Source organism: Paraglaciecola sp. (assembly GCF_039964565.1).
Lineage (GTDB): Bacteria > Pseudomonadota > Gammaproteobacteria > Enterobacterales > Alteromonadaceae > Paraglaciecola.
Genome location: NZ_JBDVXF010000032.1, coordinates 187,368 through 214,275, shown reverse-complemented (window position 1 = coordinate 214,275; position 26,908 = coordinate 187,368). Strand labels below are relative to the sequence as shown.

General features: G+C 41.8%; 19 protein-coding genes. 11 read left to right on the top strand and 8 right to left on the bottom strand.

Going from position 1 to position 26,908, the window contains the following annotated elements; translation table 11 throughout:
• The first annotated feature begins 137 nt into the window (after positions 1 to 137).
• Complete coding sequence (locus tag ABJK37_RS15720; RefSeq protein ID WP_348355930.1) at positions 138 to 1,304, top strand: HD domain-containing phosphohydrolase; 1,167 nt, start codon at positions 138 to 140, stop codon at positions 1,302 to 1,304.
• 50 nt (positions 1,305 to 1,354) lie between these two features.
• On the opposite strand, the gene ABJK37_RS15715 is transcribed toward ABJK37_RS15720, so the two are convergent.
• Complete coding sequence (locus ABJK37_RS15715; RefSeq protein WP_348355927.1) at positions 1,355 to 2,449, bottom strand: general secretion pathway protein GspB; 1,095 nt, start codon at positions 2,447 to 2,449, stop codon at positions 1,355 to 1,357.
• On the bottom strand, positions 2,442 to 3,353 hold the full coding sequence (locus tag ABJK37_RS15710) for an AAA family ATPase (RefSeq protein ID WP_348355924.1): 912 nt from the start codon (positions 3,351 to 3,353) through the stop codon (positions 2,442 to 2,444). The genes ABJK37_RS15715 and ABJK37_RS15710 overlap by 8 nt, the downstream gene beginning before the upstream one ends.
• Before the next feature lie 165 nt (positions 3,354 to 3,518).
• On the opposite strand from ABJK37_RS15710, the gene ABJK37_RS15705 reads away from it, so the two are divergent.
• The 5 genes from ABJK37_RS15705 (at position 3,519) to ABJK37_RS15685 (ending at position 9,686) form a co-directional block, all read left to right on the top strand.
• A complete protein-coding gene (locus tag ABJK37_RS15705; protein ID WP_348356105.1) occupies positions 3,519 to 4,760 on the top strand; it encodes a multifunctional CCA addition/repair protein in 1,242 nt (413 codons plus the stop codon).
• Positions 4,761 to 4,775: 15 nt separating this feature from the next.
• Positions 4,776 to 5,429, top strand: a complete 654-nt coding sequence (locus tag ABJK37_RS15700; RefSeq protein ID WP_348355921.1) for a dUTP diphosphatase — start codon at positions 4,776 to 4,778, stop codon at positions 5,427 to 5,429.
• Between the two features lie 452 nt (positions 5,430 to 5,881).
• Complete coding sequence (locus tag ABJK37_RS15695; RefSeq protein WP_348355918.1) at positions 5,882 to 6,718, top strand: phytanoyl-CoA dioxygenase family protein; 837 nt, start codon at positions 5,882 to 5,884, stop codon at positions 6,716 to 6,718.
• A 138-nt stretch (positions 6,719 to 6,856) separates the two neighbouring features.
• The gene (locus ABJK37_RS15690) at positions 6,857 to 8,590 is read left to right on the top strand and encodes a lysophospholipid acyltransferase family protein (RefSeq protein ID WP_348355915.1); all 1,734 of its coding nucleotides are present in this window, start codon (positions 6,857 to 6,859) and stop codon (positions 8,588 to 8,590) included.
• Positions 8,591 to 8,717: 127 nt separating this feature from the next.
• Positions 8,718 to 9,686 (top strand): D-2-hydroxyacid dehydrogenase, encoded by a 969-nt coding sequence (locus ABJK37_RS15685; RefSeq protein WP_348355912.1) that lies wholly within the window; start codon positions 8,718 to 8,720, stop codon positions 9,684 to 9,686.
• A 25-nt stretch (positions 9,687 to 9,711) separates the two neighbouring features.
• On the opposite strand, the gene ABJK37_RS15680 is transcribed toward ABJK37_RS15685, so the two are convergent.
• Positions 9,712 to 12,732, bottom strand: coding sequence for a reprolysin-like metallopeptidase (locus ABJK37_RS15680; protein WP_348355910.1), 3,021 nt, complete (start codon positions 12,730 to 12,732; stop codon positions 9,712 to 9,714).
• Positions 12,733 to 12,944: 212 nt separating this feature from the next.
• A complete protein-coding gene (locus tag ABJK37_RS15675; RefSeq protein WP_348355907.1) occupies positions 12,945 to 16,157 on the bottom strand; it encodes a DEAD/DEAH box helicase in 3,213 nt (1,070 codons plus the stop codon).
• A gap of 366 nt (positions 16,158 to 16,523) precedes the next feature.
• On the opposite strand from ABJK37_RS15675, the gene ABJK37_RS15670 reads away from it, so the two are divergent.
• The 4 genes from ABJK37_RS15670 to hemW all read left to right on the top strand — a co-directional run bounded on the left by ABJK37_RS15670 (position 16,524) and on the right by hemW (position 20,855).
• Positions 16,524 to 17,531: a hypothetical protein gene (locus ABJK37_RS15670; protein WP_348355904.1), complete on the top strand. Its 1,008-nt coding sequence runs from the start codon at positions 16,524 to 16,526 to the stop codon at positions 17,529 to 17,531.
• A gap of 281 nt (positions 17,532 to 17,812) precedes the next feature.
• Positions 17,813 to 19,072 carry an ATP-dependent RNA helicase SrmB gene (srmB, locus tag ABJK37_RS15665; protein ID WP_348355901.1) on the top strand — a complete coding sequence of 420 codons (1,260 nt, stop codon included), beginning with the start codon at positions 17,813 to 17,815 and terminating at the stop codon, positions 19,070 to 19,072.
• On the top strand, positions 19,073 to 19,690 hold the full coding sequence (locus ABJK37_RS15660; RefSeq protein ID WP_348355898.1) for an XTP/dITP diphosphatase: 618 nt from the start codon (positions 19,073 to 19,075) through the stop codon (positions 19,688 to 19,690).
• A gap of 4 nt (positions 19,691 to 19,694) precedes the next feature.
• A complete protein-coding gene (hemW, locus tag ABJK37_RS15655) occupies positions 19,695 to 20,855 on the top strand; it encodes a radical SAM family heme chaperone HemW (protein ID WP_348355895.1) in 1,161 nt (386 codons plus the stop codon).
• Between the two features lie 66 nt (positions 20,856 to 20,921).
• On the opposite strand, the gene ABJK37_RS15650 is transcribed toward hemW, so the two are convergent.
• Positions 20,922 to 21,896 (bottom strand): AraC family transcriptional regulator, encoded by a 975-nt coding sequence (locus ABJK37_RS15650; protein ID WP_348355893.1) that lies wholly within the window; start codon positions 21,894 to 21,896, stop codon positions 20,922 to 20,924.
• Between the two features lie 280 nt (positions 21,897 to 22,176).
• Here ABJK37_RS15650 and ABJK37_RS15645 point away from each other — a divergent pair, with 280 nt between their 5' ends.
• Positions 22,177 to 23,586, top strand: a complete 1,410-nt coding sequence (locus tag ABJK37_RS15645; RefSeq protein WP_348355890.1) for an FAD-binding oxidoreductase — start codon at positions 22,177 to 22,179, stop codon at positions 23,584 to 23,586.
• 118 nt (positions 23,587 to 23,704) lie between these two features.
• Here ABJK37_RS15645 and ABJK37_RS15640 read toward each other — a convergent pair whose 3' ends face one another.
• The 3 genes from ABJK37_RS15640 to ABJK37_RS15630 all read right to left on the bottom strand — a co-directional run bounded on the left by ABJK37_RS15640 (position 23,705) and on the right by ABJK37_RS15630 (position 26,822).
• Entirely contained in the window at positions 23,705 to 24,487 is a 783-nt protein-coding gene (locus ABJK37_RS15640) for a YggN family protein (protein WP_348355887.1), read from the bottom strand.
• Between the two features lie 89 nt (positions 24,488 to 24,576).
• Positions 24,577 to 25,077, bottom strand: coding sequence for a DUF1566 domain-containing protein (locus tag ABJK37_RS15635; RefSeq protein ID WP_348355884.1), 501 nt, complete (start codon positions 25,075 to 25,077; stop codon positions 24,577 to 24,579).
• A gap of 29 nt (positions 25,078 to 25,106) precedes the next feature.
• Positions 25,107 to 26,822, bottom strand: coding sequence for a DUF1566 domain-containing protein (locus tag ABJK37_RS15630; protein ID WP_348355881.1), 1,716 nt, complete (start codon positions 26,820 to 26,822; stop codon positions 25,107 to 25,109).
• Positions 26,823 to 26,908 lie beyond the last annotated feature (86 nt).

The following is a 26,908-nucleotide window of genomic DNA, read 5'->3' as shown; positions in this document are numbered from 1 at the left end:
GTTAATATTTGACCCTATGTACAATACACATTTCTACCATAAAAAAGTAAAACCGCACAGAATTATTGTGTTCTTTCTTGACTGTAAAGGTAAACTCTCTAAAACTTGATAATTGTCTTCATACAGAGTACTAAAAAATGCTGCAACTGATTAACATAGATGCTCTTTTACCTGGAATGTTCGTGACAAAGGTTACCCAACAAGTGGGTAAACTTAACGTTGCCTCTGCGGGAAAAGTGAACGACGAGCAGGAAATAGCGGATCTTGTAGACAAGGGAATTTTACAAGTTCAAGTTGATATCTCAAAAAGCAGCCACCTTAACACCAATCAAGACTTTGATGATACCTACGTCAACGCCTCGGGTTTAAGTTACAACCAACAGTTAGAGCACTCCCTTAAACTTCATGACCAAGCCAACCAAATTCAAGGACGTTTAATCAAACGTGTGGCGAAAGGTAAAATAGCGAACCTTGATGAAATCAACTCCATCACACAGCAAATTGTCAAACGAGCCTTTGAATGTGACGATGCTTTGGCCATTACTACCTTACTGAACCATAACGACGAGTATTTTCTAGAGCACAGTATAAATTGCGCTATTTTAATGGTGATTTTTGGGCGTTCACTTGATATCGAAACAACAACCTTACAACATTTAGGGGTGGGTACTTTATTGATGGACATTGGAATGCTAAAGCTACCACTTTTACTGACTCAAAAAGCAAAGAAATTATCTGAGCCGGAAACCCAAAAAATGCAGCGTCACGTGGACATAGCATTAAATTTGCTTGAACCGATTGAAGGTATAGATGAAGTGAGCCTTATCGTGATTAAGCAGCATCAGGAAAGACTTGATGGCACAGGATACCCTGATGGACTGCGTGGTGAGCAAATTTCAATTTATGGCAGAATGGCAGCCATAGTTGATACCTATGATTCACTTATCACCACTAGGCCTTTTCGCGAAGCATACCAACCGGCAGATGCATTGAAAAAAATGCAACGTGAAGACTTAGGCCTAGACAAAGCATTAGTAGGCCAATTTATTAGCTGTATAGGATCCCATCCAATTGGATCATTAGTTAAATTAGCCAGTGGCAAACTCGCCATGGTAATGCGACTTAATCGCCTTTATCCGTTGTCACCAGTGGTGATGGCTTTTTATAATCTTGCGTCCAAGCAAGACGAAATAATACAAATCGATTTATCTAAAGAAAACGATGAAATCATTGGAAGTATTTCGCCTGACGAATTTGGACTAAACTTGTCAACGTTTCTACGCCACTCTTTTTTTAATTCATAGGTCTATTAAAAAATCCACCTCTACTAACAATATGCTTTATGACTAACACTTTACCAATCAGTCAGGGCCGCCATAGAAAAAGTTTGACCAGAAAAACTTAAAATGACATGTTGTGGTTCAATACGAACGATTTCAATCATGTCATCAATTTTATCACCTTCAACCATTCTGATGCCGTTCACCCTCACCCATCTTTCTGACTCAACCGATGCGTACATATGTGCCGAAAATGCCATACGCGGCAATCTGGTCATGGCCCATGGTGGAAGTTGATCAATTCGAGGTACGTTATTGCTACTCGATACGGGTTCAGCTGGAGCGGGTACAGTTGGCAACTCCTCTACATCTGAAATGGCTTTTTGAAACCTAGCCAAGACGTCAGCTGAAATTTGTGGCTCTGGCTCTTGAACCTCAGAATTTTCGGCTATTGAGTCTGGTACTGTCTGTTCGGCCAACTGAGAATCATTTATTGCCGTTTCAGTTTTCGTTGCTGCACTTCTTGATTCAGATTTTATTGTTTCTAGAGTATCTTGCTCAGGAGGAGAGGTCGCTCGCTGTGGCTCAGAAGTGCCTACATTTTGATCAGGCTCAATTATTTGGGGCCTATCACTTTGTGTTGCAAGTTGCGGCGCATTACTCAATTGTTTATTTTGTGGTTCTAAGGATTGCTCCTCAGACACCACAACCTTTTCAACTGGAGTGTAGGCTTTGGAGCTAAAAACACTGAGTACAGCTTGGTAATTGGCTAAACTCCAACCTAAGCACAAACCACCTAAAACCATAACCACCGCTAACAAATAACGTTTCGTATAAAGCTGCCAAGGCGATGGAATGTCTTGCACTGAAGGTAAATACAAATTGCGATGAAACTGGTCTGATAAACCGTCATTCGACCTAGCGTGATTGACTACGTTGCTTTCTAACATTCTTCGGGTAGTGGATTTTTTAACTTTTGGCGCTTCAACTTCTACCGTTTGATCGGGGTCGATCTCCACTTGTTGAATGCCCATTTCTATCAAACCCTGAACCATATCTAGACTGGTAACTAAACCTGCCTTTTTGATCTTAACCGGCCCGTTTTGTTTGGTGACCCGCACAATGACCATGCCGGGTTGTAAATTTTGAATATTAATTTGTTTAAGCATTGATTTGGCCTATTGCAAAACCAAGGGCTGTTGCACCTGTAAATAAAGCTAACAATATATATTTCCAGCGCTTTCCTTGTCGCTGTTGCACTACATCTTCACCTAAAATTTGTTGCGCTGCAGCGATAAAAATATGCTGAGGAACCACTGCCATTTGTTTCGTAAACGTAAGGGTCAACGCCCTATCACATAACAAGTTAATGACGCGGGGGATCCCTCCAGTTATATCAAAAGCAGCGCGAATAGTGGCTTTAGAAAACACACTAATATCGCCATTTGCCACACTTAACCTATGAGCTATGTAGGCACCTACTTCAGAGGAGCTTAAAGGTAACAGGTGATAACGGGCAGTGATGCGTTGTGCCAGCTGGCGTAATTCATTACGTTTTAATAGTTGCTGTAACTCTGGCTGGCCAATCAACACCACTTTTAACAACTTTTCACGATTAGTTTCTAAATTTGTCAATAACCTTAACTGTTCTAATACTTCAGGCAACAAGTGCTGCGCTTCGTCAACAATCAACACTGTATTGACACCGTGATCATGGTTATTGGCTAACTTATTAAGAATTTGATCGGTAAAATATTTGAGGCTGGCATGTTTTCGCTTGTATACAATTCCTAATTCATCACAAATTGTACCCAGCAGTTCTAACGCCGACAAAGTAGGATTTAAAATCATGGCTACTTGGGTGTTTTCGGGTAATTGTTGCATAAGCTTGCGGGATACAGTGGTTTTCCCTGTGCCCACTTCACCGGTTAACATCACAAAACCACCACTTTCACGCAAGCCAAAAGTTAAGTGAGCCAAGGCTTCTTTATGGCGAGGACTCATATACAAATAGTCGGGATTAGGGGCAATAGAAAAGGGATTATCGGATAATCCAAAATAGCTAAGATACATAAGTTAGGTAGACAAGTCCGTGAAAAAAACTGCATGAATATACCGCCTAAACTAACCAGTTCACCGGATATTGTCAAAGAGACTATTGTTAATTTTTATGTCGCACACCTTCTGCAAGACTTGAGTCTAAGGCATAATAGACGCAATGAAATATTCGAAGATCCTATGCAAACTTATTTAGTTGGTGGCGCAGTGCGCGACAAGTTATTAGACCGCCCCATAAAAGATCAAGATTGGGTGGTAGTTGGCAGCACGCCTGAACAAATGTTAGCCCAAGGTTATCAAGCTGTTGGCGCTGACTTTCCAGTATTCTTGCACCCAAAAACCAAAGAAGAATATGCCCTTGCCCGAATTGAACGTAAAATAGGCGCAGGTTATAACGGTTTTAGTTGTGATGCCTCGAGCGAAGTCACCCTTGAAGAAGATTTGTTACGCCGCGACTTAACCATCAACGCCATGGCGATGGATGATCAAGGCAAGATCATCGACCCCTATAATGGACAGCAAGACCTTAGAAACAAATTGTTGCGCCACGTATCAGACGCCTTTGTTGAAGATCCCTTACGTGTTTTACGTGTTGCCCGATTCGCAGCCCGTTATCACAATTTAGGATTTCGAATTGCGCCAGAAACCATGAAACTAATGCAAACCATTGTGGCTCAGGATGAACTCTCCGCCCTAAGCGCAGAACGGGTGTGGCAAGAAACCGCAAGAAGTCTGTTAGAACCTCACCCTGAAACCTATTTCGAAAATCTTAGAACATGCGGGGCGTTAGCAGTATGGTTCCCAGAATTGGATGTGCTTTGGGGCATTCCTAATCCGCCGAAGTGGCACCCCGAAATTGATACCGGTATTCACACCATGATGGTCTTGCATCAAGCGGTAAGACTGTCTGATAAACTAACTTTACGTTTTGCCGCACTGGTGCATGACTTAGGCAAAGGCGCAACACCTCAGGAAAAATGGCCCTCACATCCGGGTCATGAAAAGTCAGGTTTAGAGCGTGTAAACACGCTATGCGACCGATTAAAAGCCCCCAATGACTGCCGCGAACTTGGTTTAATGGTCAGCGAATATCATACTCATATACATAAAGCCTTCGAACTCAAAGCCAGCACCATATTGGGCATGTTGAATCGCTGTGATGTATGGCGCAAACCACAAAGGTTTGCTGACTTTTTGTTGACCTGTAAAGCCGATGCCAGAGGCAGAACAACCTTTGAAAACTGCGAATACAAAAACATCGAGTATATTTGGCAGGCTTATGAAGCGGCAGCAAAAGTCGATGTCAAAGCAATAGTCGCCAAAGGTTATCAAGGCAAAGCCATTAAAGAACAGACCGAACAACAGCGTATTCACGTGATCAATGAGTTTAAAAATTCTTACAAAACGCAACACCCAAAATAAAGGACAACCGCCACTATGCTCAGCTCTACCCAACTCGCCACTATGTTATCGCTACAAGACGGCATGAATAAAAAAGTGAACCCTGATTGGCTCAACGCCGGTTATGCTTATTTACGCGCTGCTATGATTGAATCGGTAGAAGGCATTGAACACCACGGCTGGAAATGGTGGAAAGCCCAGCACAAAGACTTGCCTCAGTTACAAATGGAGTTAGTGGATATTTGGCACTTTGCTTTGTCTGACATCATTATTGGTTTTAAAGGTGATATTCAGCAATCTGCCAACACCATAGCCGAGCAGCTTGCATCAAATCGCAATCAAGTAACGTTTGACGGCAAAGACTACCTTTTTACAGAACAGGACATTTTAGATAACTTAGAGCTGATGGCTGGTTTGTGCGCCGCTAAACGTTTTGATGTGCCTTTGTTTTTGAAAATAGTCGAGCAAGCTGAAATGGACTCTGACGAATTGTATCGTCAGTATGTGGGTAAAAACGTATTAAACTTTTTCCGTCAAGATCACGGCTATAAAGATGGTACTTACCAAAAGATTTGGAATGGCAGAGAAGATAACGAACACCTCGTCGATGTGTTAAACAGTCTTGATATTGGCTTGAGTGACTATAGCGACAAAGTTTATCAGGGGTTGTTGCAACGTTATCCTTCATAATAGCAATTAGTTGACTATTATGATGTTGCTATTCGCAATCTAATTAGAGCGAGTGCTTCACTCCCTTGAAGTACTCATATTCATGACCAACACAACTCAAAAACATTCGGGTTCGCCCTGTAATCAAATTCCCAGTTTTAACTCTTGAAAGCGCTTTATTGAGTACTATTGATAATGAAAATACCTCATAAAAATCAAGACCTAATCTAGGTTTTAGACTTTTTATAGCTCAACAAAAATTCGAGGGTGTTTGTACGCTGTTCAAAAATAATGCTAGTGTCCTTTCCTGTTAGAGACTGAAATCGAAGTGATGCTGTCTACTTCTAATAGCGATTTAAAACTTAAGTAAAAACCTTCTAAATAACAATTAGTGTAGTTTCAATATTAAGGAGGTGCGGATATAGCTGAAGTAGACTGACTATTTTTATACATTGCAGTAAGAGGCTTTTATTATGAAAATCGAAGGTGCGATTAAAGACTATACCGGCAAAGACCTTGCAGGCACATTCAAACAGTTGCAACCATCGCCACAACGGCAATCGGCGTTAATTACTCAAGACTTTAAATCCTTGATGTCTGAAGGTTATGTCATTATTGAAAATCTAATTTCTGCTAGTCAGTGTGAGCAAATAAAGCAGCAATGCATTCCCTTACTCAAACACACAGGGAGAAATACCTTTGAAGGCGAAAAAACCCAACGACTGTATAACGTTTTGGGAAAAACCAGATGTTTAGATGACTTAGCCGATCACCCAAGAATACTTGGTTTAATGGATTTACTGTTTAGACCAAACTACTTGCTCAGTCAAAGCCAGGTGATCAATATTTTGCCCGGTGAAAACAAACAAGCATTTCATTACGATGATTCTTTTTATCAAATCCCTAGACCACGTCCCCCTCTAGGCGCGGCAAGTATTTGGGCCATCGATGATTTTACCGAACAAAATGGCGCAACAGTGGTGATCCCCAAAAGTCAGGAATGGGATGGTGACCGTTATCCTGCTGATGAAAAAACCATAAAAGCAGTGATGCCTGCAGGCTCTGCCATATTTTTTCTTGGTACGACTTGGCATGGAGGCGGTGAAAACCAATCAGACCAATCAAGATTGGCCGTGACTCATCAATATTGCGAAGCGTTTTTGCGGCAACAGGAAAACTACTTGTTAGAATTAGACAAAGATACGGTGCGTAGTTTATCACCCGAGCTACGCTCTTTGGTGGGTTATTCAATTTACCCGCCATTTATGGGCATGGTAGATGGCAAACATCCGTTGCGCCTTCTCGACTAAACTCGCTGATGCCTGCCAAAGTATAGCGGGCAGGTATTGTTAACAAATACTGTCATCAAACCGCCACTTTAGTGGCACTAAAGTGTCATAATTGGCGATTACTCTTAGCTCAGAAAATTCTGAGCTGTAGGGTTAATTATGTTTACTGTGTCCGAAGTCCTCGAAAAACACTATCCCAAGATTGTTAACAAACCACTGTTATCTAAAACACTTAGTTTTGTACTCAGACATCTATTACACGAACGGGAAATGCAGGAGTTTTCTGAAGCTTACCCCCATTACCAAGGTCTAGATTTTGTTGAGCAAGTTCTCGAGTATTTTAATATCAGTTACTCGGCACGAGACGTAGAAAAAGAGCGTCTACCCAACCAAGGTAAATTGGTGATTATTGCCAACCACCCTATTGGCTCACTCGACGCTTTAGCGTTAATTAAATTAGTGAGCGAAGTCAGGCAGGATATCAAGATCATTGGCAACGACATGTTGATGGCCCTCAACCCCATGCACAGTATTTTATTACCCGTGAACAACATGCAAGGGGGCACCGTCAAACAACACATTCAAAATATCCAAACTCACCTTCAAGCCGAAGGTGTAGTCATCGTTTTTCCAGCGGGAGAAGTCTCTCGTTTAAGGCCTCAGGGCATTAGAGATACACGCTGGCAAAGTGGCTTTTTACGGATAGCTAAACAAGCTAAATCCCCTATTTTACCGGTTTTCATCGATGCCAAAAACTCTCCACTATTTTATGGTTTGTCGATGATTTACAAACCTTTAGCCAGTATGCTTTTGGTTAAAGAAATGTTTAAACATAAACGCCAACATCTTCCCATGCGAATCGGAGAACTTATTCCTTTCGAATCCTATAGTAATAACAACATCGCCCGCTCCCAACACGTGGCTTTATTTAAGAAACATTTATATAAGATTGGTCACGGTAAGTCTGGAGTATTCAAGACCCAAACCGCTATCGCGCCTGCTGAAAACCGCGCAGAATTGCAGCATGCGTTCAAAAAACATTGCGAGTATTTGGGTGAAACCAGTGACGGTAAGTTAATGTATCTGTATCAACACCGAGACAGTTCTCCCATTCTCAGAGAGATTGGACGCCTCAGGGAAGTCGCCTTTCGAGCAGTAGGTGAAGGTACCAACAAACGCCGCGATATCGACCGCTTTGACGCTTATTACTACCACTTAATATTGTGGGACAAAGACGACCTAGAGATTGCAGGGGCCTATCGTTTTGGTGATGCTAAAACAATCATCAAAAATGACTCTGTTGACGGCTTATATTCGGCTAGCCTATTTGATTATGGGCCTCAAATGGCAATTTACTTTGAGCAAGGTTTAGAATTAGGAAGAAGTTTTGTACAACCTAAATATTGGGGAAAACGCAGCCTAGATTATTTATGGTTTGGTATCGGCGCATTTTTACAACGCCACCCGGGTTATCGGTATCTTTTTGGTGCAGTTAGTTTAAGCGATCACTACCCGAAAGCGGCCAAAGACTTATTGGTGCAGTTTTACAGCTTATACTTTGGTCACAACGGCAATATTGCGCATTCTAGACTTCCTTATTTATTACCACAAGATTATTCACATTGTTTTACTGGCGACAATTACAAAGTCGACTTCAGTCTACTTAAACATCAGTTAGCCAACATGGGCATGGCGGTACCAACACTCTACAAACAATACACCGAAACCTATCAGGAAGGTGGCGTACACTTTATCGATTTTAATATCGACCCTGACTTTAATAACTGCGTAGACGGATTGGTGTTAGCCGACTTAAATACTTTAAAACCCAAAAAGCGCGCCCGGTATATGCCGAATAATGCAATCAGCGACTTAGCCACAGAGAAAGTCTGACACTGTTTAGTGCTCGAATAAGAGAGTCATTAAAGATTCACTATAGGTTTTATTTACAGCATTTTCTTGAGCTTGGAAAACTTAACTCGTAAGCTTATTTTCTTTTTGACTGGTAATTAATCAATTTATGCATGGGGTATTTTTAGATCAACATACGTTCAGTTCTGCTGTTTCTCTACAAACAATTCAACAGCAAGTAGACTCTCTAAGCTGTTTTTCTACTACAACCACTGAGCAAATTGTGCCGCGTTGTAGCGATGCTGATGTCATCATAACCAATAAGGTGCAACTAAACGCTGCCATTCTACAGCAACTTCCCAAACTAAAATTAATCTGTATTGCAGCCACTGGTACTAACAATGTTGACCTTAACGCAGCCTCACAATTAGGCATCATAGTTAAAAATGTCAGTGGTTACGCTAGCGCCTCTTTGAGCCAATATGTGTTCGCTCAAATGCTAGAGTATTTTAATCGAACCAGTCATCACAATCACAATACCCGCCAAGGCTTATGGCAAAAAAGTGACACGTTTTGTCATCATGGAAATGGCTGGAATGAACTCAGCGGCAAAACTTTGGGCATTATTGGTTATGGTAATTTAGGTCAAACCGTTGCTAACATAGCTGAAGCATTTGGAATGCACTTACTCATTGCCGAGCGTCCCCAGTCCAACATTATTCGTTCTGGCAGGCACAGTTTTGAACAGGTATTAATCCAAGCTGATGTACTCAGTTTACATTGTCCGCAAACCCCAGAAACAGAAAACTTAATCAACACTCACACATTAAGACAAATGAAACCCAGTGCAATGTTAATCAATACTGCTCGAGGTGCCATAGTCAATAGTAATGACTTACTGATTGCATTAAAAACGAATCAAATTGCTTATGCCGTATTAGATGTTTTAGAGCAGGAACCACCAGCAGCAGATCATGTTTTGCTAAAGGCTATTGCAGACAATCAATCTAGCCCAATCAAAAACAAGCTAAAGATTACCGCACACATTGCATGGGCAAGTTTTGAGGCACAACAAAAGTTACTTGATTTAGTCGCAGCTAACATTGCCTCATTTAAAGCAGCGGCAATAAAAATGTGATGATGTAGACATCCTTAATCACTATTTACCAATGTCGAGAACGTAAATCAATCAATGTCAGTTTTGATGTTTCTCTAGGCCTAAATATCACTAGAGTTAAGGTTAAAAACAGCCACCACCCCGCTAAACTGCCCCCACCACTGCCATCACTGTTATTTGGCGTATCAGGGCCCGTTGGTGTGTCGTTGGCATCATTAGGATCTGTACCTGCCTCGAATTCTACTAAATTACTGCTACCATCATTATCCGCATCTTGCTGGGCATCACTGGAGTCAAGAGAATTAAAATGGTTAGCCATTTCATAACTATCAGGTAAGTTATCGTTGTCGTCGTCAGTATCAGCATTGTTACCCGTACCGTCATTATCGGTATCGACACTTTCTGTACTATCCAAGGGGAAAGCATCGTCAAGATTGTTGACTAAGTCACCATCTGAATCATGTTCTCCCTGAACGCGAAACTCATCTTGAGGTAATCCGGCAAACACTAAGCTTACAGGATGATCTAAGCCACCCGCGCCAGCTTGTATAAATACACCAAGAAAGTTACCAGTCTGGCCATCATATTTGAGCACTTCATTAGTATCACCACTACAAATATAAATATTCTCGTCAGGCCCCATAGTTAAGCAGCTTGACTTACCCAGCCCACCGCTACCCGCACTCACAAATTGACCTACAAAGTTTCCATTGTTATCAAATTTACTGAGGTCTTCGCTACCCGCATTAGTTACGTATATGTTGTCGGCGCTGTCTAAAGCCAAGTGTTCGGGTTTGTTTAAGCCTTGATCGCTAAAAATTTGAGGCGATGCGGTTAAATTAGCTAAATTGAATACCAATAAACTATTAGTACTCCTTTGTGCAACGATTAATCGCTTATCGCTTGTCACCACAAAATCTCGCCACACATCAGCATCACTGACTGAATCAGCCTGAATATTACCCGAAGCCGTTAAGTCAAAACGCTGAATACTGCTCCCCCCTAGTCCATTGTTGACCAGGAGTTTCTCGTTAGTTTCAAATGCTAAATGTACTGGAAAATTGCTGCTCAATTCTTGGCGATCAATTACCGTTCTAACTGAATCAGTTTGTCTATCAAAAGCCAGTACGTCGCTAAAAGCTATAAAGAATAATTGCTGCGATTGCGACAGGACCGCGTCTGACCTAAACGAAAAGCCACCAGCAGCCACCTCTAACAAACTTCCGATAAATGCTCCAGTTTGACTGTTAAATCGTAAAATGCTGTCGCTGCCAGCGCTCACAACCCAAGCTTCAGTATCGCTTATTTGAGTCGCTGGATAGTAATCCGCTACACCGTCATTATCATCATCGAGGTCGCTACGATCACCTATGCCGTCAAGGTCGTTGTCTTGAGATTCTTGAAAGTGGTTATCGAGCTGGTCAGAGTTAGCACCAATGCCGTCTGCATCGGCATCCACTGTTTCTGTATGATCGAGGGGTAACGCATCTAAATCATCGACAATACCGTCATTATCGTCATCGGTGTCGGCATTATTTCCAATACCATCTATATCAGTGTCGAACTGTTCGTTGAAATCTTCTGGAAAGCTATCGCTATTATCACCCACGCCATCTAAATCGGTATCGAGGTACTCGCTCGCATCAAAAGGAAATACGTCATCTTTGTCATAAACATTGTCTCCATCAGAATCAATGAGACTAGGCAAAAGAGCAGGCAATTCTGTCTCCGCTACCGCAACACGCAGCGCAGCATTGGTTTTAGAAAAGTGGTTAATAGTGGCAGCATTATTCGCCACAGATATATCACCACAAGGCACGGCCGCACATATCACTTCAGGGTTCGAAAACACTGCGAGACCGAAGTCACGATTAATATCCCCAGTGCCAATGGAGCTCATAATAGTATTAAATTTGCCAGGCACGACTAAAGCACCCGCAGCACTTTCTACTCCCTGCGAAATACCATTTATTTGTTGATGTCCAGCCCCGAAGTTATGACCAATTTCGTGGGTAAAGGTATCAATACAATTTGAGCCACCACTGATACCGACATTGCTGACGTTGACTAAATAATCCAAATCAGGGTTAGGAAACATAGCAATACCGCAAACTTCCCGTTCATTTAAATCGTGGGTGCGGATCATAGACACAACATCAGCCCCATAGGTGTCTCTAAGGCTGGCAATATTATCAAGTGAAGGGTCTGTCACTGTATTCGGGTTACCATCAAGTGCCTCGCGTAACTGATTGAGCGCGACTCGACTTGAAGGGTCAGGGTAATCTACATATTGGCTATGCACGAGACGTAATTGCATGTTAATGCCACTGTCATAAAACGTCTGGTTAGCTTTAAATACCAAATAATTCAGCAAAGTTTGTGTCATTTCATCAGGATAGACATCAACTATGTTCTGAGTAAATAACAACATTACATCAACTACCACCACTTCATCATTTGCAGCGGTGGCGGCAGTGTGAATAGTGTTTTTATGATATGCCGTAAAACGGGGCAACTCCCCGGCAATATCGTCTTGATATATCCCCGTTGTCAGACCCGATAACCCGAGATCGACTACAAATACCTGATCACCACGTTGTTCAATCAATAGATGTTGACCATTACCCACCAGTTCGCCCATACCAGAACTCTCACCTTGGGTATAAATCAGTGACCATTCTTTTTCTGCGCTTTTAAATGAAGCTGAAAATGAAGTTGAAAATGAACCTCTACCTTTGCTAGTTAGTACAGTATGGGCTGGCGTGTTTTTAGTTTTCGCCCCAAAAATTGGCGCACTTTGAGTCAACACACCACTGGTTTCTATTAGATCCTCAACCAGAATATCGATGGAAACTTGTTTTAGATGAAGGGTAAAACGACGGCCACTGATATGTTGATTGTCAGTCAACAAGCTATTGTTTGAAATGGTTTGAGTTTGGATTGATTGTGGTTTTAACGATTTAAAATGAGTAGGTAAAACCTCTGTTTGGCCACTACCCTGTGCCATCTGAGTGACTAGGCAAAACACACCCCCTAACAGGGATAACAAACACTGCTGACAAGACATATATGATTCTTTTAACGTCATACTTTGAAACAACCAAGGGTAAAGGCCACACCTAGTTTATGCAAGGCAACCTAATAAACTGAATTCATAAACAAGCCTACTTGCTCCCCCTACTTCCTATCTACTCCCTTCCCCCTACCTACTATCTCCTATCTACTATCTCCTATCTCCTATCTCCTATCTACTATCTGCTATTTTCTTTCGTCTACCCATTAGTTAAGCGGAGCCAACAAAGTATCCAAAATATCATCGGTTAAACTCAAGTTACCTTGACCCACTTCCTCGGACAAAAGTGCATTGGCAAGCTCAGCTTTTTTCTCTTGGATCTGCAGAATTTTTTCTTCGATGGAGTTTTCGATAATCAATTTATACACAAATACCGGCTTATCTTGACCAATACGGTAAGCTCTATCTGTGGCTTGATTTTCGACAGCCGGATTCCACCAAGGATCAAAATGGATCACGGTATCGGCAGCAGTTAAATTCAATCCCACCCCCCCAGCTTTTAGACTAATCAAAAATACTGGCACTTTACCGGATTGAAATTTATCAACAATTTGCTGGCGATTTTGGCTACTGCCTGTGAGTTTCACGTGGGATATTTTACTCGCAACCAGCTCTTTTTCAATCAACGCTAACATGCTAGTGAATTGCGAAAAAATCAGTACTTTTCGGCCTTCGTCCACCATTTCAGGTAGCGTTTCCATCAAAAATTCTAACTTGGCCGATTGCTGAACTGTTTTAGCACTTGGTAGTGCCAATAATTGTGGATGGTTACAAACCTGTCGCAATTTTAATAATGCATCAAGAATTTCAATTTGGCTGCGTTGTAAGCCCTTTGCCGCAATGATTTCTTTTAAGCGAGAGTCCATAGTTAAACGCACAGATTCATACAACTCAGCTTGCTTACCATCGATTTTTAACGTTTGAATAATAGTGCTTTTCTTAGGCAACTCTTTGGCTATCAGCTCTTTGCTGCGACGCAGTATAAAAGGTTTGATACGTTGATTGAGTATCGTTTTACGCTCGTGGTCATTGTGTTTTTCAATCGGGGTTTTAAATAGGCGCGTAAATTGTTGGTAGCCCGCCAAAAATCCCGGTAATAAGAAATTAAACTGTGCCCAAAATTCACCTAGATGATTTTCCATAGGTGTGCCAGTCAAACATAATTTATGCTCAGCCTTAAGTGTCAACATCTCTTGATAAAGTTTCGTTTTAGGATTTTTAATGTAGTGAGCTTCATCCAAAATTAAATAATAATAATTATGCTGTTGATGTATTTCACTGTCTTTTAGGAGTAACGGATAACTAGTGATCACTATGTCGTATTCATTAAAGTTGTCGAAATGCTCTTGCCTTTTAACGCCATTAATCACTACATAAGACAAATCAGGGGTAAACTTTTGGATTTCTTTAGCCCAGTTAAATATCACACTGGTAGGCGCAATAATTAGACAAGGTGCATTCAATCTACCTTGCTCTTTTTCAAGTAACAAATGACTCAGAGCTTGGATGGTTTTACCTAACCCCATGTCGTCCGCTAAAATGCCATTGAGCTCATACTCTCTTAAAAACTGTAGCCAATTCAAACCTTGATGCTGATATTCTCGTAGTTCAGCCTGCAACGATTGGGGAACAGTTGCAGTTTGAATTGCATCAAAATCTCTTAGTTTTTCGGCCAAATGACGTAATCTATTGGCGCCTTGTGTCACTATTCCTTGATTGTCGAGTTCACTGAGAGTCTGGTGGCTTTGGAAGCGTGATAAACGCATAGTGCCATCGTCCTGCAAAGCACCTGGAATATATAACTCCACAAATTGTTTCAATAAAGGTCGAATACTCTGATAAGACAAAGCAATGAACTTCCCAGCACTTAGCTCAACAAAAACACTATCTTCACTGTCAGCGTAACTATCATCATTCAATAAGATTTCTTTAGGAATTTGGTCCAAGGCACTGAGTAATATAGGAAACGCCGCAACACTCTGACCATCGATATTTAAGTTTAAGCCTAAAGAAAAGAAATCATGCCCCTGCTCTTGTTCAACGTTGGCCTCAAATACACTGTCAGTGCTCAACTCTTGATAGTGAAAACTCTCATCATATTCAACTTGCCATCCTTGTTTCTTTAACTGCGGTAATTGATTATGCAAAAAAGACAAATTAAGTTGTCTGCCTTGTAACACCATCATATAACCACCCTCGAAACTTTTATGGGTGCTCACAGCTTGCAATTGTGCAATGAAATTCCAGGACTTAAGAGACTCTATGATCATCTTTTCAAATGCAAAATCTCGATAGGTGCTTTCTTCCCCTTCTTGTGAAGGCAGTTGATGTTTATTATTTAACGGGCTAACAAGTTGCCCATTATAGGCGAACCATAAAGACAGTTGCGTGTAGTACGCTTGGTTAATATTGGGTGTGGCTAGCCTTATATGCGGAACCGGACGCGTTAAACTGTATTCTTTCTTAAGTTTGGGCTTAGGCAGTTGTTGAGCCACTTCACCTAGAGTCATATCAAGTTTACTCAACACCCAAGGCATTTTTTCTTCTGAAATAGCCGGGCTATCGAGAAACTGCATATCAAATTCGGAATTTAAATTGGTCTCAACTAATCCCAAACAATTAGCTTTGCTGTCGTAATAACTAATAGGCTGGGACTTTATCAATTTAATATCAGCATTACTTTTTTCTAAAACAAGATTAAGTTTGTGCACTGACCTATTATTTTGCCACTGCCAATTTGCTTTTAAGGGCGCCCCCAACGAAATGGGATGATTTAAATCTGCGCCTGTTTGCCAAAAACAGCGCCCAGTATTCACCATCAGTTGCAATAAATCATGATGTTTAATGGCACTGGAATAATGTTGATTTCTGATCATCGCACTAATAATTCGCACATCCTGATCATCCACATAGGGTTGCTTAATCAAGTAGCTATCTAAACTTTCAAAATTTAGGGTACGACTCCAACCTCCATTTTTCTTTAGGTTAGAACTGTTAACTTCGAGTTGTAAATAATCACTTGGGGTATAACTATTTTGCTTAATAAAATATAGCAGCGCTTTTTTTTGCTGAAAAACCAGAGGTTCCACGGTTGCAAACTCATTCAGCCATTCTTGTATCGTATTATTTGAAGCCGAACCTACATGCAAATTTTCAAGATAATGATGAGCTAAAGCCGCAGCATGTTTGCAATCTTTTTTAAGATAACAACTGCAATAAGCTTTGGCGCGATTTGTACCTTCGTCAAATTCAAAACGGGTTAAATACGTTTCATTTAACGCTGACTCACTTCTTACAGTCCCTCTCAATATGTTGTCGTTCAAGGCAGCACTGACAACATAATTCATTTGATAAAGCCTCGCTCCCTTTGACCAAGTTTGGGTGCTTAAAGCTGCTTGCAAGATAGTTTTATTAAACATATTAAATCGAGTACCTGATGCCAAGTTGTAATGATTAGGTGAGGAAACAAGAATAAGAAAAATAATACATCGCTAAACAAGGTATTAATTTAAGTCGAAAATGGCTAACAAGAACTTAATGCTACAAAGCGTCGAGTCTGAGAACCTAGGTTGAGTTTCTTGTACTTTATTTTTAGAACCCAACAATGAGTTAACCACACTCCGACATTTATTTTTACACATATAAATTGCTGATGGAAGTCAGGCCGCGGCGCAATATGCTAATTCGCGCAGCTAAACTAGCGTGTCTAAATATTAACCTATTCCATCTTAGTGGATATTACTATACTCTTTTTCGCTCGGGTTAATTAACGAAAAGGAATCAAGATGGCTCAACAACTCACAATGGCAGATTTTGCTGCTATGTCGGAACTTTCAAAAGCCCGACGTATGGCGATGCAAAACATGTTTGGCGGTACAAAGCTGGTTTTTGGCAATATTGAAAAGGCCAAAACGGCTAAGTCTCTGTTGCAGTCAGGAAAAAAAATTAAGAAAAGCGCCGACAAAGTCAAAAATGCCACACATTCAGGTGGTGGCTTTGCAGCGCAACAAATGCAAACGGTGGCAAAAGAATTCATAAAAACTTGTGCCGATGTAGACAACATAGAAGACATTGTCGAAGCATTGACCTCGGAAATCCTAAGTGAGTTAATATCAGAAATCATCCCTTTTATTAGTGTTGCCGCAAGCGCCTTAAAAACAGCCAAAGCCGCGAAAGCCGTGGCTACCGATGCCAAAGCGCTGTATCAAAGTCGCACGCAAAAAAATGGGTTCCGTGCAGGTGACCCTTTGGCCGCGGCAGAAGCCATTATTGTCCTAATAAAACGCGACTTAGCCAAGGACTCTATCAACCTGACCAGACACAGTGCTGCCACTGGAGGAAAAATTGCTGGTCTAGTACTAGATGGCGGCACGGCCACGACAGCAGCGATTGGCATGTGTAATGCTGTTGCGGCCTTAGGTATGGAATTATTTGCCCTAGGCTTAGAAATCAAAGAAATGCAGGCTGGAAATAAACGTCTTAGCAGTCCTTCCACTCTAGATTTAACGGTATTCAATGAGTGTCCCATACTCGGTTGTTATTTTTTAACCTGCGCAGACACATCAACAGTAGCCAACTTCTTTATCGCTGACATTGGGATCCCGGGATGGATGGACAAAGTAGAAGAAATTAAGAAAAAGAAAATGGACCCAATGCTCAAACTTGCCACCAAAGACATTGAAAAATCACGACTACAACTAAGCGGATTACAAAGTAATAAAGGCACCCACAGCAAAAAAGGATTCTTCGCCAAGAAAAAAAGCAGTGCAATGAAATTTATCGGTTTGGGGTAACCTCACTCCCAATCTTAAGTTTTCAACGTAGTAATGAATGTAGAAAGGGTCTGCATTCATTACGCCAGATTATTTAGCCCCTCGTTTTTTGCACCAATATCAATTGAAAAAACGTTTCGAATGAATAAAAGCCTCTAAACTTAACTCACTACGCCAGCAAAAGTTCCATAGATGTCTACACTCATCGCCCTGACTTTGAAAAATCAATAAGCAATTCCCTCGCCACTCCTTTATAATCCCCACAATTCCCAAGCCAACGATTAAACAAGGCTTAATCATACATGTTTGAACAACTAGAACTAGACGATGACCTAATCCACGCGGTGACGGATTTAGGGTATAAAACCCCCACCAGCATTCAGGCTCAGGTCATTCCAGAGGCAATGAATGGCAAAGACATTTTGGCCTCTGCCCCTACTGGTACAGGTAAAACAGCTGCCTTTTTATTGCCGGCTTGCCAGTTTTTGTTGGATTACCCCCGACGCCAACCTGGTTCGACACGGATTTTAATCCTAACTCCCACCCGCGAATTGGCATTACAAATTTTCGAGCAAGCAAAAGCAATATGTAAATACCTACCTCATATTACGTGTGGGGTAATTACTGGTGGTATTAATTACGGTACAGATCGAGACTTACTTGAGAAAAATCTGGATATTTTGGTCGCAACGCCAGGCCGCCTATTTGAACATATCGAAAAAGAAAGTTTTGATTGCCGCGATATTGAATGCCTGATTTTAGATGAAGCAGATCGTATGTTAGATATGGGGTTTTCAGCCGTTGTTAACCAAATAGCCGCAGAAGCACGCTGGCGCAAACAAACTATGCTGTTTTCGGCCACATTAGAAGGTACTGGCATTACCCGTTTTTCTGACGAGTTGTTGAATGAGCCAGTTAAGTTAGAAGCAGATTCGAGTCGCAAAGAAAAAGGCGTGATCCATCAGTGGCTCCACTTGGCGGATAACGCTAAACATAAACTGGACTTATTAACCTACCTCTTACAAAACCAAGTCGAGACAGCAATTGTCTTTGTCAAAACTCGAGAACGTTTAGCTTCGCTGGTTGGTCAATTGCAATCCGTCGATATCGACTGTTGTTGGTTGCAGGGCGAAATGCCGCAAGATAAACGTAATGAAGCCATGGAGCGGTTTCGCAGCGGTGAAGTAAAAATACTAATTGCGACTGACGTCGCGGCAAGAGGTATAGACGTAGAGAACATTAGCCATGTGATCAACTATGATATGCCACGCACTGCTGACGTCTACGTACATCGAATTGGTCGCACTGGACGTGCAGGTAATAAAGGCACGGCAATTTCATTGGTTGAGGCCCATGACATAGCTGTGGTACCCAAAATTGAGCGTTATACCAAACAAGCCCTTAAACGTCGGGTCATTGCCGAGCTTCGTCCACAAAATAAAGAAGCTAAACCACCCACTAAGAAAAAAGTCAGTAATAAAACTAAAAAGGCGGTTCTTAAGGCGAAACGTACCGCTAAAATCAAAAGTCGTAAAAAGAAAGGGCGAGGACCCAAAGCCTAAATGCTCGATTATAAAAGTGTAAATAAAGTCGTTCTGGCAACGGGCAATCAAGGTAAAGTTAAAGAGTTGGCTCGCATGTTGACTGACTTAGCGATTGAAGTCGTGCCGCAAAGCGAATTTTCAGTGAGTGACGTGGCCGAAACAGGCACAACTTTTATTGAAAACGCCATTATCAAGGCTCGTCATGCGGCTAAAGAAACAGGTCTTCCGGCCATTGCTGATGATTCTGGTTTAGCTGTGGATGTATTGGGTGGCGCTCCTGGAGTGTATTCCGCTCGGTATTCTGGCGAGCATGCTTCAGACCAAAGCAACATCATCAAGTTACTTGAGGTCATGTCGACGGTTCCAAAAGATAAACGTCAAGCCAAGTTTTTATGTGTGCTGGTGTTTATGCGCCATGCAGATGATCCCACTCCTATTATTTGTCAAGGTGAATGGCTTGGGGAAATCACTACTGAGCAGCACGGTGAAAACGGTTTTGGTTACGATCCGATATTTTGGGTCGCTGAACAAAACTGTAGTTCGGCGCAATTGTCTGCGGAACAAAAAAATGCCTTAAGTCATCGTGGAAGGGCATTAAAACTACTTTTGGCTCAATTAAAAAGTAAAATTGGTTAACGCCTTGTCAGCACCTATCACCCTAAAATTGCCTCCCCTAGCCTTGTATATTCATATTCCTTGGTGTGTGCAAAAGTGTCCTTATTGTGATTTTAACTCTCACGGACAAAAACAGCAGCAATTGCCAGAAACAGAATACGTTAGCCACTTGTTAGATGATTTATCTGAAGATGCAAAATTGGTAGGTGACCGAGCCATTCACAGTATTTTTATTGGTGGTGGCACCCCAAGTTTATTTTCAGCACAATCCATTAAAGCTCTTTTAGAGGGAGTCAAACAAAGGGTTAATCTCCTAGCTGATGCCGAAATCACTATGGAAGCGAATCCCGGCACAGTAGAAAGCCAACGTTTTGCGGATTATGTCAAAGCTGGCATCACCCGAATATCCATAGGTGTACAAAGTTTTCAACCAGAAAAATTATCCGCGCTTGGACGTATTCATGACGAAAATCAGGCACTTAAAGCCGCCACTTTGGCTAAAAGCATCAACCTAAACAGTTTTAATCTTGATTTAATGCACGGCTTACCTAAGCAGTCTTTAAATGATGCCTTGTTTGATCTAAACACCGCTATTAGTCAAAAACCGCCACACCTTTCTTGGTATCAATTGACCATAGAACCCAATACCCAATTTCATTCTAAACCGCCTAAATTACCTGAAGATGAATTGTTATGGGACATTCAAGAGCAAGGTGATGCTTTGCTTAAACAAGCAGGATTCGAACAATACGAAATATCTGCATACAGTCAACCAGGACAGCAATGTCAGCATAATTTAAATTATTGGCGTTTTGGTGATTACTTAGGCATAGGTTGTGGTGCCCATGGTAAAATCACTATGGCTGACAAAAATCAAATAATTCGCACCGTTAAAGTCAAACACCCCAAAGGTTATATGGATTTAACCCGCAGTTATATTAGCGATAACAAAGTGGTGCCAAAGGAAGATTTGCCCTTTGAGTTTTTCATGAATCGTTTTCGTTTACTTGAACCCTGCCCTAAGTCAGATTATCCAGACTTCACTGGTTTACCCTTAGACAATAAAACGCAACAAAATCTACAAACCGCCATCACCCGTGGATTATTAATTGAGACTAGCGACCAGTGGCAAGTTACACCTTTAGGTAGGCGTTATTTAAATTCGTTACTTGAAATGATGCTTTAACGGCTCTGAGCTAATAGCAATTTTGGCAATCATCTAGTACTAACTGATTAATGATTTTAAACTAACTCAATGTTGTTGCTTAGCGCGCCACTCACCCGGTGCGACGCCAATGTAACGTTTAAAGGCTTTCTGAAAAGCAGCATCTGAACTATAACCAATATGCTCAGCGACTTGCACTATGCTCATGCCTTCAGCCAACAACTTTGTGGCGCTCTGCATTCTCCAGCGGTTTATGTATTGAATAGGAGGTTGTCCGACAAGCTGATTAAATCGCTCCGCCAATGATGAGCGAGACATACCGCATTCTTTGGCGAGTAATTCTAGGGTCCATTTTTTGAATGGTGCTTGATGAATTAATATCAAAGCCTTACCTACCAGCTCATCTCGCATCGCAGCCAGCCAACTATAATCTTGCTTATCATGACTATTTTCCATGTGTTGCCGCAAGGCTTGGGTAAATATAAGCTCACTTAGCTTAGTGACAATGTTTTTAGCTCCATCACTGCTATTACTCATTTCATCTAAAGTTGAAATCAGCAATTGCTTCATTAACCCATCGTTGCTCATATGTTCTTTTACCACCAGAATTTCTGGCAGTGTCTTTAAAAGTGGGTTTAAGGGTTTTGCATTAAAACCGATATAGCCACAAACCAGTTTTGCGCGCTCTCCTTCCTCACCAATTTTTACAGCAGTAAATGGGTGTTGTTTGGCGGCCGTTTGTTGATAAAAACTCACTTCAACAGGGGTTCCGTTCCAATCGTTGAGGTTTGACGTCAAAACATGACTCGACCCCATTGGAAACATAACCACATCGCCTGATTCAAGTCTTAGAGGGGCTGAAACTTCGTTAGAAGATTTTGCCCAGCCACCGCCGTCTAACATAATGTGAAAGGGAATAACGTGCTCTAAATCGGGCAACATATACCCACCAATGACGTTCATGGGAGGGTTCACTAATACCCAAGGCTGGCCAGCTTCCACTTCAAAGTACAAGGCCCCCTTTATGTGAATAGTATCGAGCACATCAGACAATACATCCATATCACTTATCCTTAGGTGGCTAGAGTTTATAAAGAATAGAAAATTAACTCTGAGAGTGTAGTGCAAAAAATGGACGATTGGACATTAAATAAAGCAGATTGGTTATTAACTTATCGGTTGTTATAAACCAAGATAAAAGCAGTTTTTGATACTTAGCAAGCCAAGTTGTTTTGCAAACTGCAAATTGCCGTAGCCTTGGCAGAGTATTATTTAAGAGTAAAAAGCGAGTTTAACCACGGGCTAACGACCTTAAAGGGAAATCAATAGGAGCACGACTTAAATGAATACAATACGTTTTCAGAAAATGGATGATACAACAGTAGAAATAGATAAACGCGACATAAACAAACACCTATCGGGTGAAATAATCGAGCCTAGCTCACAAAACTATGACCAAACGCGCGCCTTATGGAATGGCATGATAGATATCTTGCCTAGCTTAATTGTAAAAGTAAGCAATGAACAAGATGTCGTCAACGCCGTCAACTTCGCTCGCACCCACGGTATTTTGTTAGCAATAAAATCTGGTGGCCATAACATTGCAGGTAAGGCCTTAGTGGATGGTGGTCTGGTGATTGATTTTAGCTCTATGACTGATGTCGAGATTAACCAAGCACAACAGACTGTAAAGGTAAGGCCCGGAGCCACCTTGGCTGACCTTGACAAAGCCACTCAGCGATTTGGCTTAGTTGTGCCAACGGGTATTAATTCAACCACGGGAGTTGCCGGCTTGACCTTAGGTGGCGGTTTTGGCTGGACAACGCGTAAATTCGGTTTAACGATTGACAGCTTGCGCAGCGCCAAGTTGGTTCTCGCATCGGGTGAATTACTTGACGTCAATGCCACTGAGAATTCAGATCTTTTCTGGGCGATCCGCGGCGGTAGTAGCAATTTTGGCGTAGTAACCGAATTTGAATTCAATTTACACAAGGCTGGCCCAGAAGTTTTAGCCGGAATGGTAGTGCACCCTTTTGCCGATGTAAAAAATGTACTCACTCAATACCAAGCAGCCATTAATAGTAGTCCTGACGAGTTGACCTGTTGGGTAGTCATACGCAAAGCCCCTCCATTGCCTTTTCTACCAGAACAATGGCACGGCAAAGAAGTGCTAGTGTTAGCTATGTGTTATACCGGTGATATCCCTAAAGGCCAAGAGACAACCGCAAAAATTAGGAATATAGGCCAGCCAATTGCAGAGGCTATTGGCCCTATGCCTTTTGTAAATTGGCAAGCCGCTTTTGATCCACTGTTAACTGAAGGTGCTCGAAATTATTGGAAAAGTCATGATCTTGCGATGATAAACGACGCTGTCATATCGCAAATTGAAAACGCAATACAGACCTTGCCCAGCGATGAATGTGAAATTTTCTTAGCGCATTTAAGCGGCGCTATGACCAAAGTAGCCCCGCAAGACACTCCTTGGTTGAATCGTGAAACACACTTCACCTTGAATGTGCATACCCGTTGGAGAGATCCCAAAGATGACGAACTTTGTCGACAGTGGGCAAGACAATTACATGCGAATCTAACACCGCATTCAATGGGCAGTATTTATGTTAATTTTATTCCAGACGGTGATGAAAACTGCATGGCAGAGGCTTATGGCGCAAACTTTGCTCGACTAAAAAGCATTAAACAGCAGTTTGATCCCGGCAATCTATTTAGGATTAATCACAATATCGTGCCTTAGCTTTCTCAATATGGCGGGTAGCTATACAGAATTGCTATAACGAATGGTCGCAATTGACTGCAGACTGTTAGATGAACTCTACGTGATGACTTTGATTACGCTCTTTCGCTGCAAAGAGCTATTCCTGCATATATGCATTGGTGCCGGTTTCCAATACATTGTACGCTTGCAATTCTTTAATCGAGGCTCTCAGTCTATCTTCTGACTTGTCTAATTCTTTGAATTTATTACAAAACCATTGAGCTTTGAGTTTTAGGCTTTCTGCTTTAGGCCCAACACTTTGACCTAGTCCTTCGCCCATCGTTTCTAACTGCTCAGCTATTGCGGCAATTTTTTCTTCACTATCCTCACCATTGGATACCAACCCACCAATGGCCGATAAGATACCACCCACAGAAGTGCTCATCGCTTCTTCAATTTGTTCTTCTAACTCCTGATCAACCAAGTCATTCACTTGTTCAAGCTTACCGGGCCCCATGTAGAAATTATCATTGGCGCGAATAAACTTTTCTTTCACACTAAGTTGAACACGCTCGAGAGATTTTTGAAGTTTCTTGCGACTGGCGTCGTCCTTAACCAATCCACCGTACACTTGTTCAATCGTTTCTATCGCAAGCTCAACACCTTCATTGGCTAAAAGAATCATTTTAGGTACAACTTGATGAATACCTGCAGAAAGCTCGGTCAGTTCTTGCTCTTGTTGAGCATCTAACTCAATCCAATTACCTTGAACTATCAGTTGAGCAGGGTGATTAATCTGATAAACAGACCGACCACCTTCACTGATCACTCTTATCTGCTGTTTACTCACAACAACGCCGTAATTCAGTGAAACTTCACAATTAGACGCTCCATGAACCATAGGGCTTGTCATAAACAATATAAAAATCAAGTAACGCATATAAACTCGAGAATTGTAAATTGGATACCAGTTTGCCTTTAAACTGAGTAAAAGCAATAAGAGATCAGATAGGACAAACAAAACTCGCGTTAATCTGCAGTTTTGACCAGTCGCGTGAAAACAAAACGGCTTTTATCTTTAAGAGAATTACTGCTATTAAAAAACGCGATGACCCACGCTCGTTTGGGATCCGCAACGGAAGGAGTAGAAGTCCAATAGTCGTCAGAATAGGTATTGGGGAAAAACAACTCATTAATGGCAGGGCGCACACAACCTCGCTCGGTTAAACTGGCTAATTCTTTCATATTCGGTACCCGCCAGCCCTGTTGCCCGGCGTATTCATACCCATGAGCGGCTTGCAACGCTTGTTGCCACGTCAGCTCATTGGCATCCCCAGTACAAGTTTGGTTTTCCCAGACTTGCCCTAAACTGCAGCGCATCCACACGAGTCCCAAAGACTCGTCGGTTACCGTGCCATCCGCATTATCGACAAACTCATTTACTGTTGAGTCGACATCAAAATTTGGAAGGCAAGTTTGGCTTACCGCCATATAAGAAACAAAAAAACAAACTAAACCCAATATTCTCATAAAGTAATTCTCATATAGTCTCTCGCATATTATCGCCCTGCCCTGACTAACCGCACTCGAGCCGCTGTCGATTTGTTTAGGAAATTATCATTACCCGACGAAAAATCTATCGCCCAGGCATTCTGAGCTTGCTCGTTGATAAAACCATCGGCGCTTGAATCTCGAGTCCAATACCACACAGGAGCAGTTAACGAATCAGTAGTATGTGGAAAATAATTAGCATCAATCATTGGCGCATTAGCCTGCCCTAAATGTAATATGGATAATAATTCGTTATGAGTCGGCAACCGCCAATCTCTGAAGTTACATAATCCTTGGGAGTTCACTTCAGCTATAAAAGCTTGGGTGTTGCAACTGCTCAGAGAACAACTTGCCCCTAAACCACTCGCATCCCCATCGGCCATTTCTTCATCATCGATTTGGTACCAAGAATAGCTGGATTGACTGCTGTGTAGCGTAGAACTGAACGCATCGGTTTTTGACTCCCAAATCAAGCCAGTTATATTATCTCGAACACAACTCCAAGCAGCACTTTCATCATCCACTTCGTCACCGATATCATCTAGCCTTGTAAAATCAAAACCTTGATCTCCCCTGCCGGCTTTTTCAGATAAACCATTTGCATGAATGATGTCCTGGCCTCGTTGACCATCTTGCCCCGGATAGTCAGCTTGATACTGACTTAATATTTGTGTGTCATTGCCTTGTAAAATCACCCCTGTATCGTTCAACGGTTGGATAGGTAGTGGCTTAACGGTTACAGTAATGTTGTCGTCAACTACATTCCCTAGTGCGTCTGTGACTCTTAAAGTAAATGTCACTACTTCCGTTGTGGTTACCGCAGGAGCAATGGCCACAGTTTGCAGAGCATTGATATTTTCTATTTGCGGATCCCTTTCAGAGTCATTCAACCAGTTTGCGACTAACGGCTCAGACGTAGAAACTGTCGTACTCGCGGTACCGTTTAAGTTAATACTTTCACCACTAAATACCTGGTGATTGGTGCCCGCATTCACTTGAGGTAATGTATCTGCTGCACTTTGGATAGTTAGAGTAACCGATTCAACGTCTTGCGCCCCCTCTTCGTCAGTCACCGTCACTGATATAGTCACTGAGTTTTCTTCACTTAAAATAGGAGTAATAAAAGCTAAGCTATCACCTTGCAAACTAATACCAGACAAAACCGAATCACCGGCAGTTTGTTGCCATAAGTATGCCGTAATGGGGTCATTCACAGCAGTGCTATCAATATCAGTGCTGCCAGAAGCATCTAAAGTAACTTCAAATCCTGCGGGAAATTGGTTGTTAGCTAAATCTTCAACTTGTGTTACTTGTATTTGTGCCGATGGAGGATTGTTTACTGGGTTAACCTGATACTCCACTGAATCGCTGCCCTTATTGCCATTTGCATCAGTCACTTCCAAAGTAAAAGTGTAAGTTAGGATACGGGTAGTGATCGGTGCCGTAAAACTAGCAGTCGCTAGGCTAGTATCCTCATGAGTAATCGTGATATTGGGCGTGACCGTCCAGCTGTAGGTTAACGCTTCGCTTTCCCCAGTTGCCAGCGCGTCTAAAGTGACGGTGATTTGTTCATCAACAGATTGATCAGCGCCGGCATTGACCAACACACTTGGTGTAGCGGTGTTAGAGTCGTTCTCGAGTTTACTTCCCGAACACCCTGCTAAACATACACCGAGAACCAAAGCTGTCAAAAGGGATGGATAGATAGGCATAATAATAGACAAACGTTTATCTTCTTAAACAATTTAATGTTTAACACCAAGCAGTTACTGTGCCACTCGTACGCCGTAAATTTGGCATTTCAACAATT

Bases quoted from the DNA above. Each gene is read 5' to 3' on its own strand.
- ABJK37_RS15720 (WP_348355930.1), top strand. From the start codon at position 138: ATGCTGCAACTGATTAACATAGATGCTCTTTTACCTGGAATGTTCGTG.
- ABJK37_RS15715 (WP_348355927.1), bottom strand. From the start codon at position 2,449: ATGCTTAAACAAATTAATATTCAAAATTTACAACCCGGCATGGTCATT.
- ABJK37_RS15710 (WP_348355924.1), bottom strand. From the start codon at position 3,353: ATGTATCTTAGCTATTTTGGATTATCCGATAATCCCTTTTCTATTGCC.
- ABJK37_RS15705 (WP_348356105.1), top strand. From the start codon at position 3,519: ATGCAAACTTATTTAGTTGGTGGCGCAGTGCGCGACAAGTTATTAGAC.
- ABJK37_RS15700 (WP_348355921.1), top strand. From the start codon at position 4,776: ATGCTCAGCTCTACCCAACTCGCCACTATGTTATCGCTACAAGACGGC.
- ABJK37_RS15695 (WP_348355918.1), top strand. From the start codon at position 5,882: ATGAAAATCGAAGGTGCGATTAAAGACTATACCGGCAAAGACCTTGCA.
- ABJK37_RS15690 (WP_348355915.1), top strand. From the start codon at position 6,857: ATGTTTACTGTGTCCGAAGTCCTCGAAAAACACTATCCCAAGATTGTT.
- ABJK37_RS15685 (WP_348355912.1), top strand. From the start codon at position 8,718: ATGCATGGGGTATTTTTAGATCAACATACGTTCAGTTCTGCTGTTTCT.
- ABJK37_RS15680 (WP_348355910.1), bottom strand. From the start codon at position 12,732: ATGTCTTGTCAGCAGTGTTTGTTATCCCTGTTAGGGGGTGTGTTTTGC.
- ABJK37_RS15675 (WP_348355907.1), bottom strand. From the start codon at position 16,157: ATGTTTAATAAAACTATCTTGCAAGCAGCTTTAAGCACCCAAACTTGG.
- ABJK37_RS15670 (WP_348355904.1), top strand. From the start codon at position 16,524: ATGGCTCAACAACTCACAATGGCAGATTTTGCTGCTATGTCGGAACTT.
- srmB (WP_348355901.1), top strand. From the start codon at position 17,813: ATGTTTGAACAACTAGAACTAGACGATGACCTAATCCACGCGGTGACG.
- ABJK37_RS15660 (WP_348355898.1), top strand. From the start codon at position 19,073: ATGCTCGATTATAAAAGTGTAAATAAAGTCGTTCTGGCAACGGGCAAT.
- ABJK37_RS15650 (WP_348355893.1), bottom strand. From the start codon at position 21,896: ATGGATGTATTGTCTGATGTGCTCGATACTATTCACATAAAGGGGGCC.
- ABJK37_RS15645 (WP_348355890.1), top strand. From the start codon at position 22,177: ATGAATACAATACGTTTTCAGAAAATGGATGATACAACAGTAGAAATA.
- ABJK37_RS15640 (WP_348355887.1), bottom strand. From the start codon at position 24,487: ATGCGTTACTTGATTTTTATATTGTTTATGACAAGCCCTATGGTTCAT.
- ABJK37_RS15635 (WP_348355884.1), bottom strand. From the start codon at position 25,077: ATGAGAATATTGGGTTTAGTTTGTTTTTTTGTTTCTTATATGGCGGTA.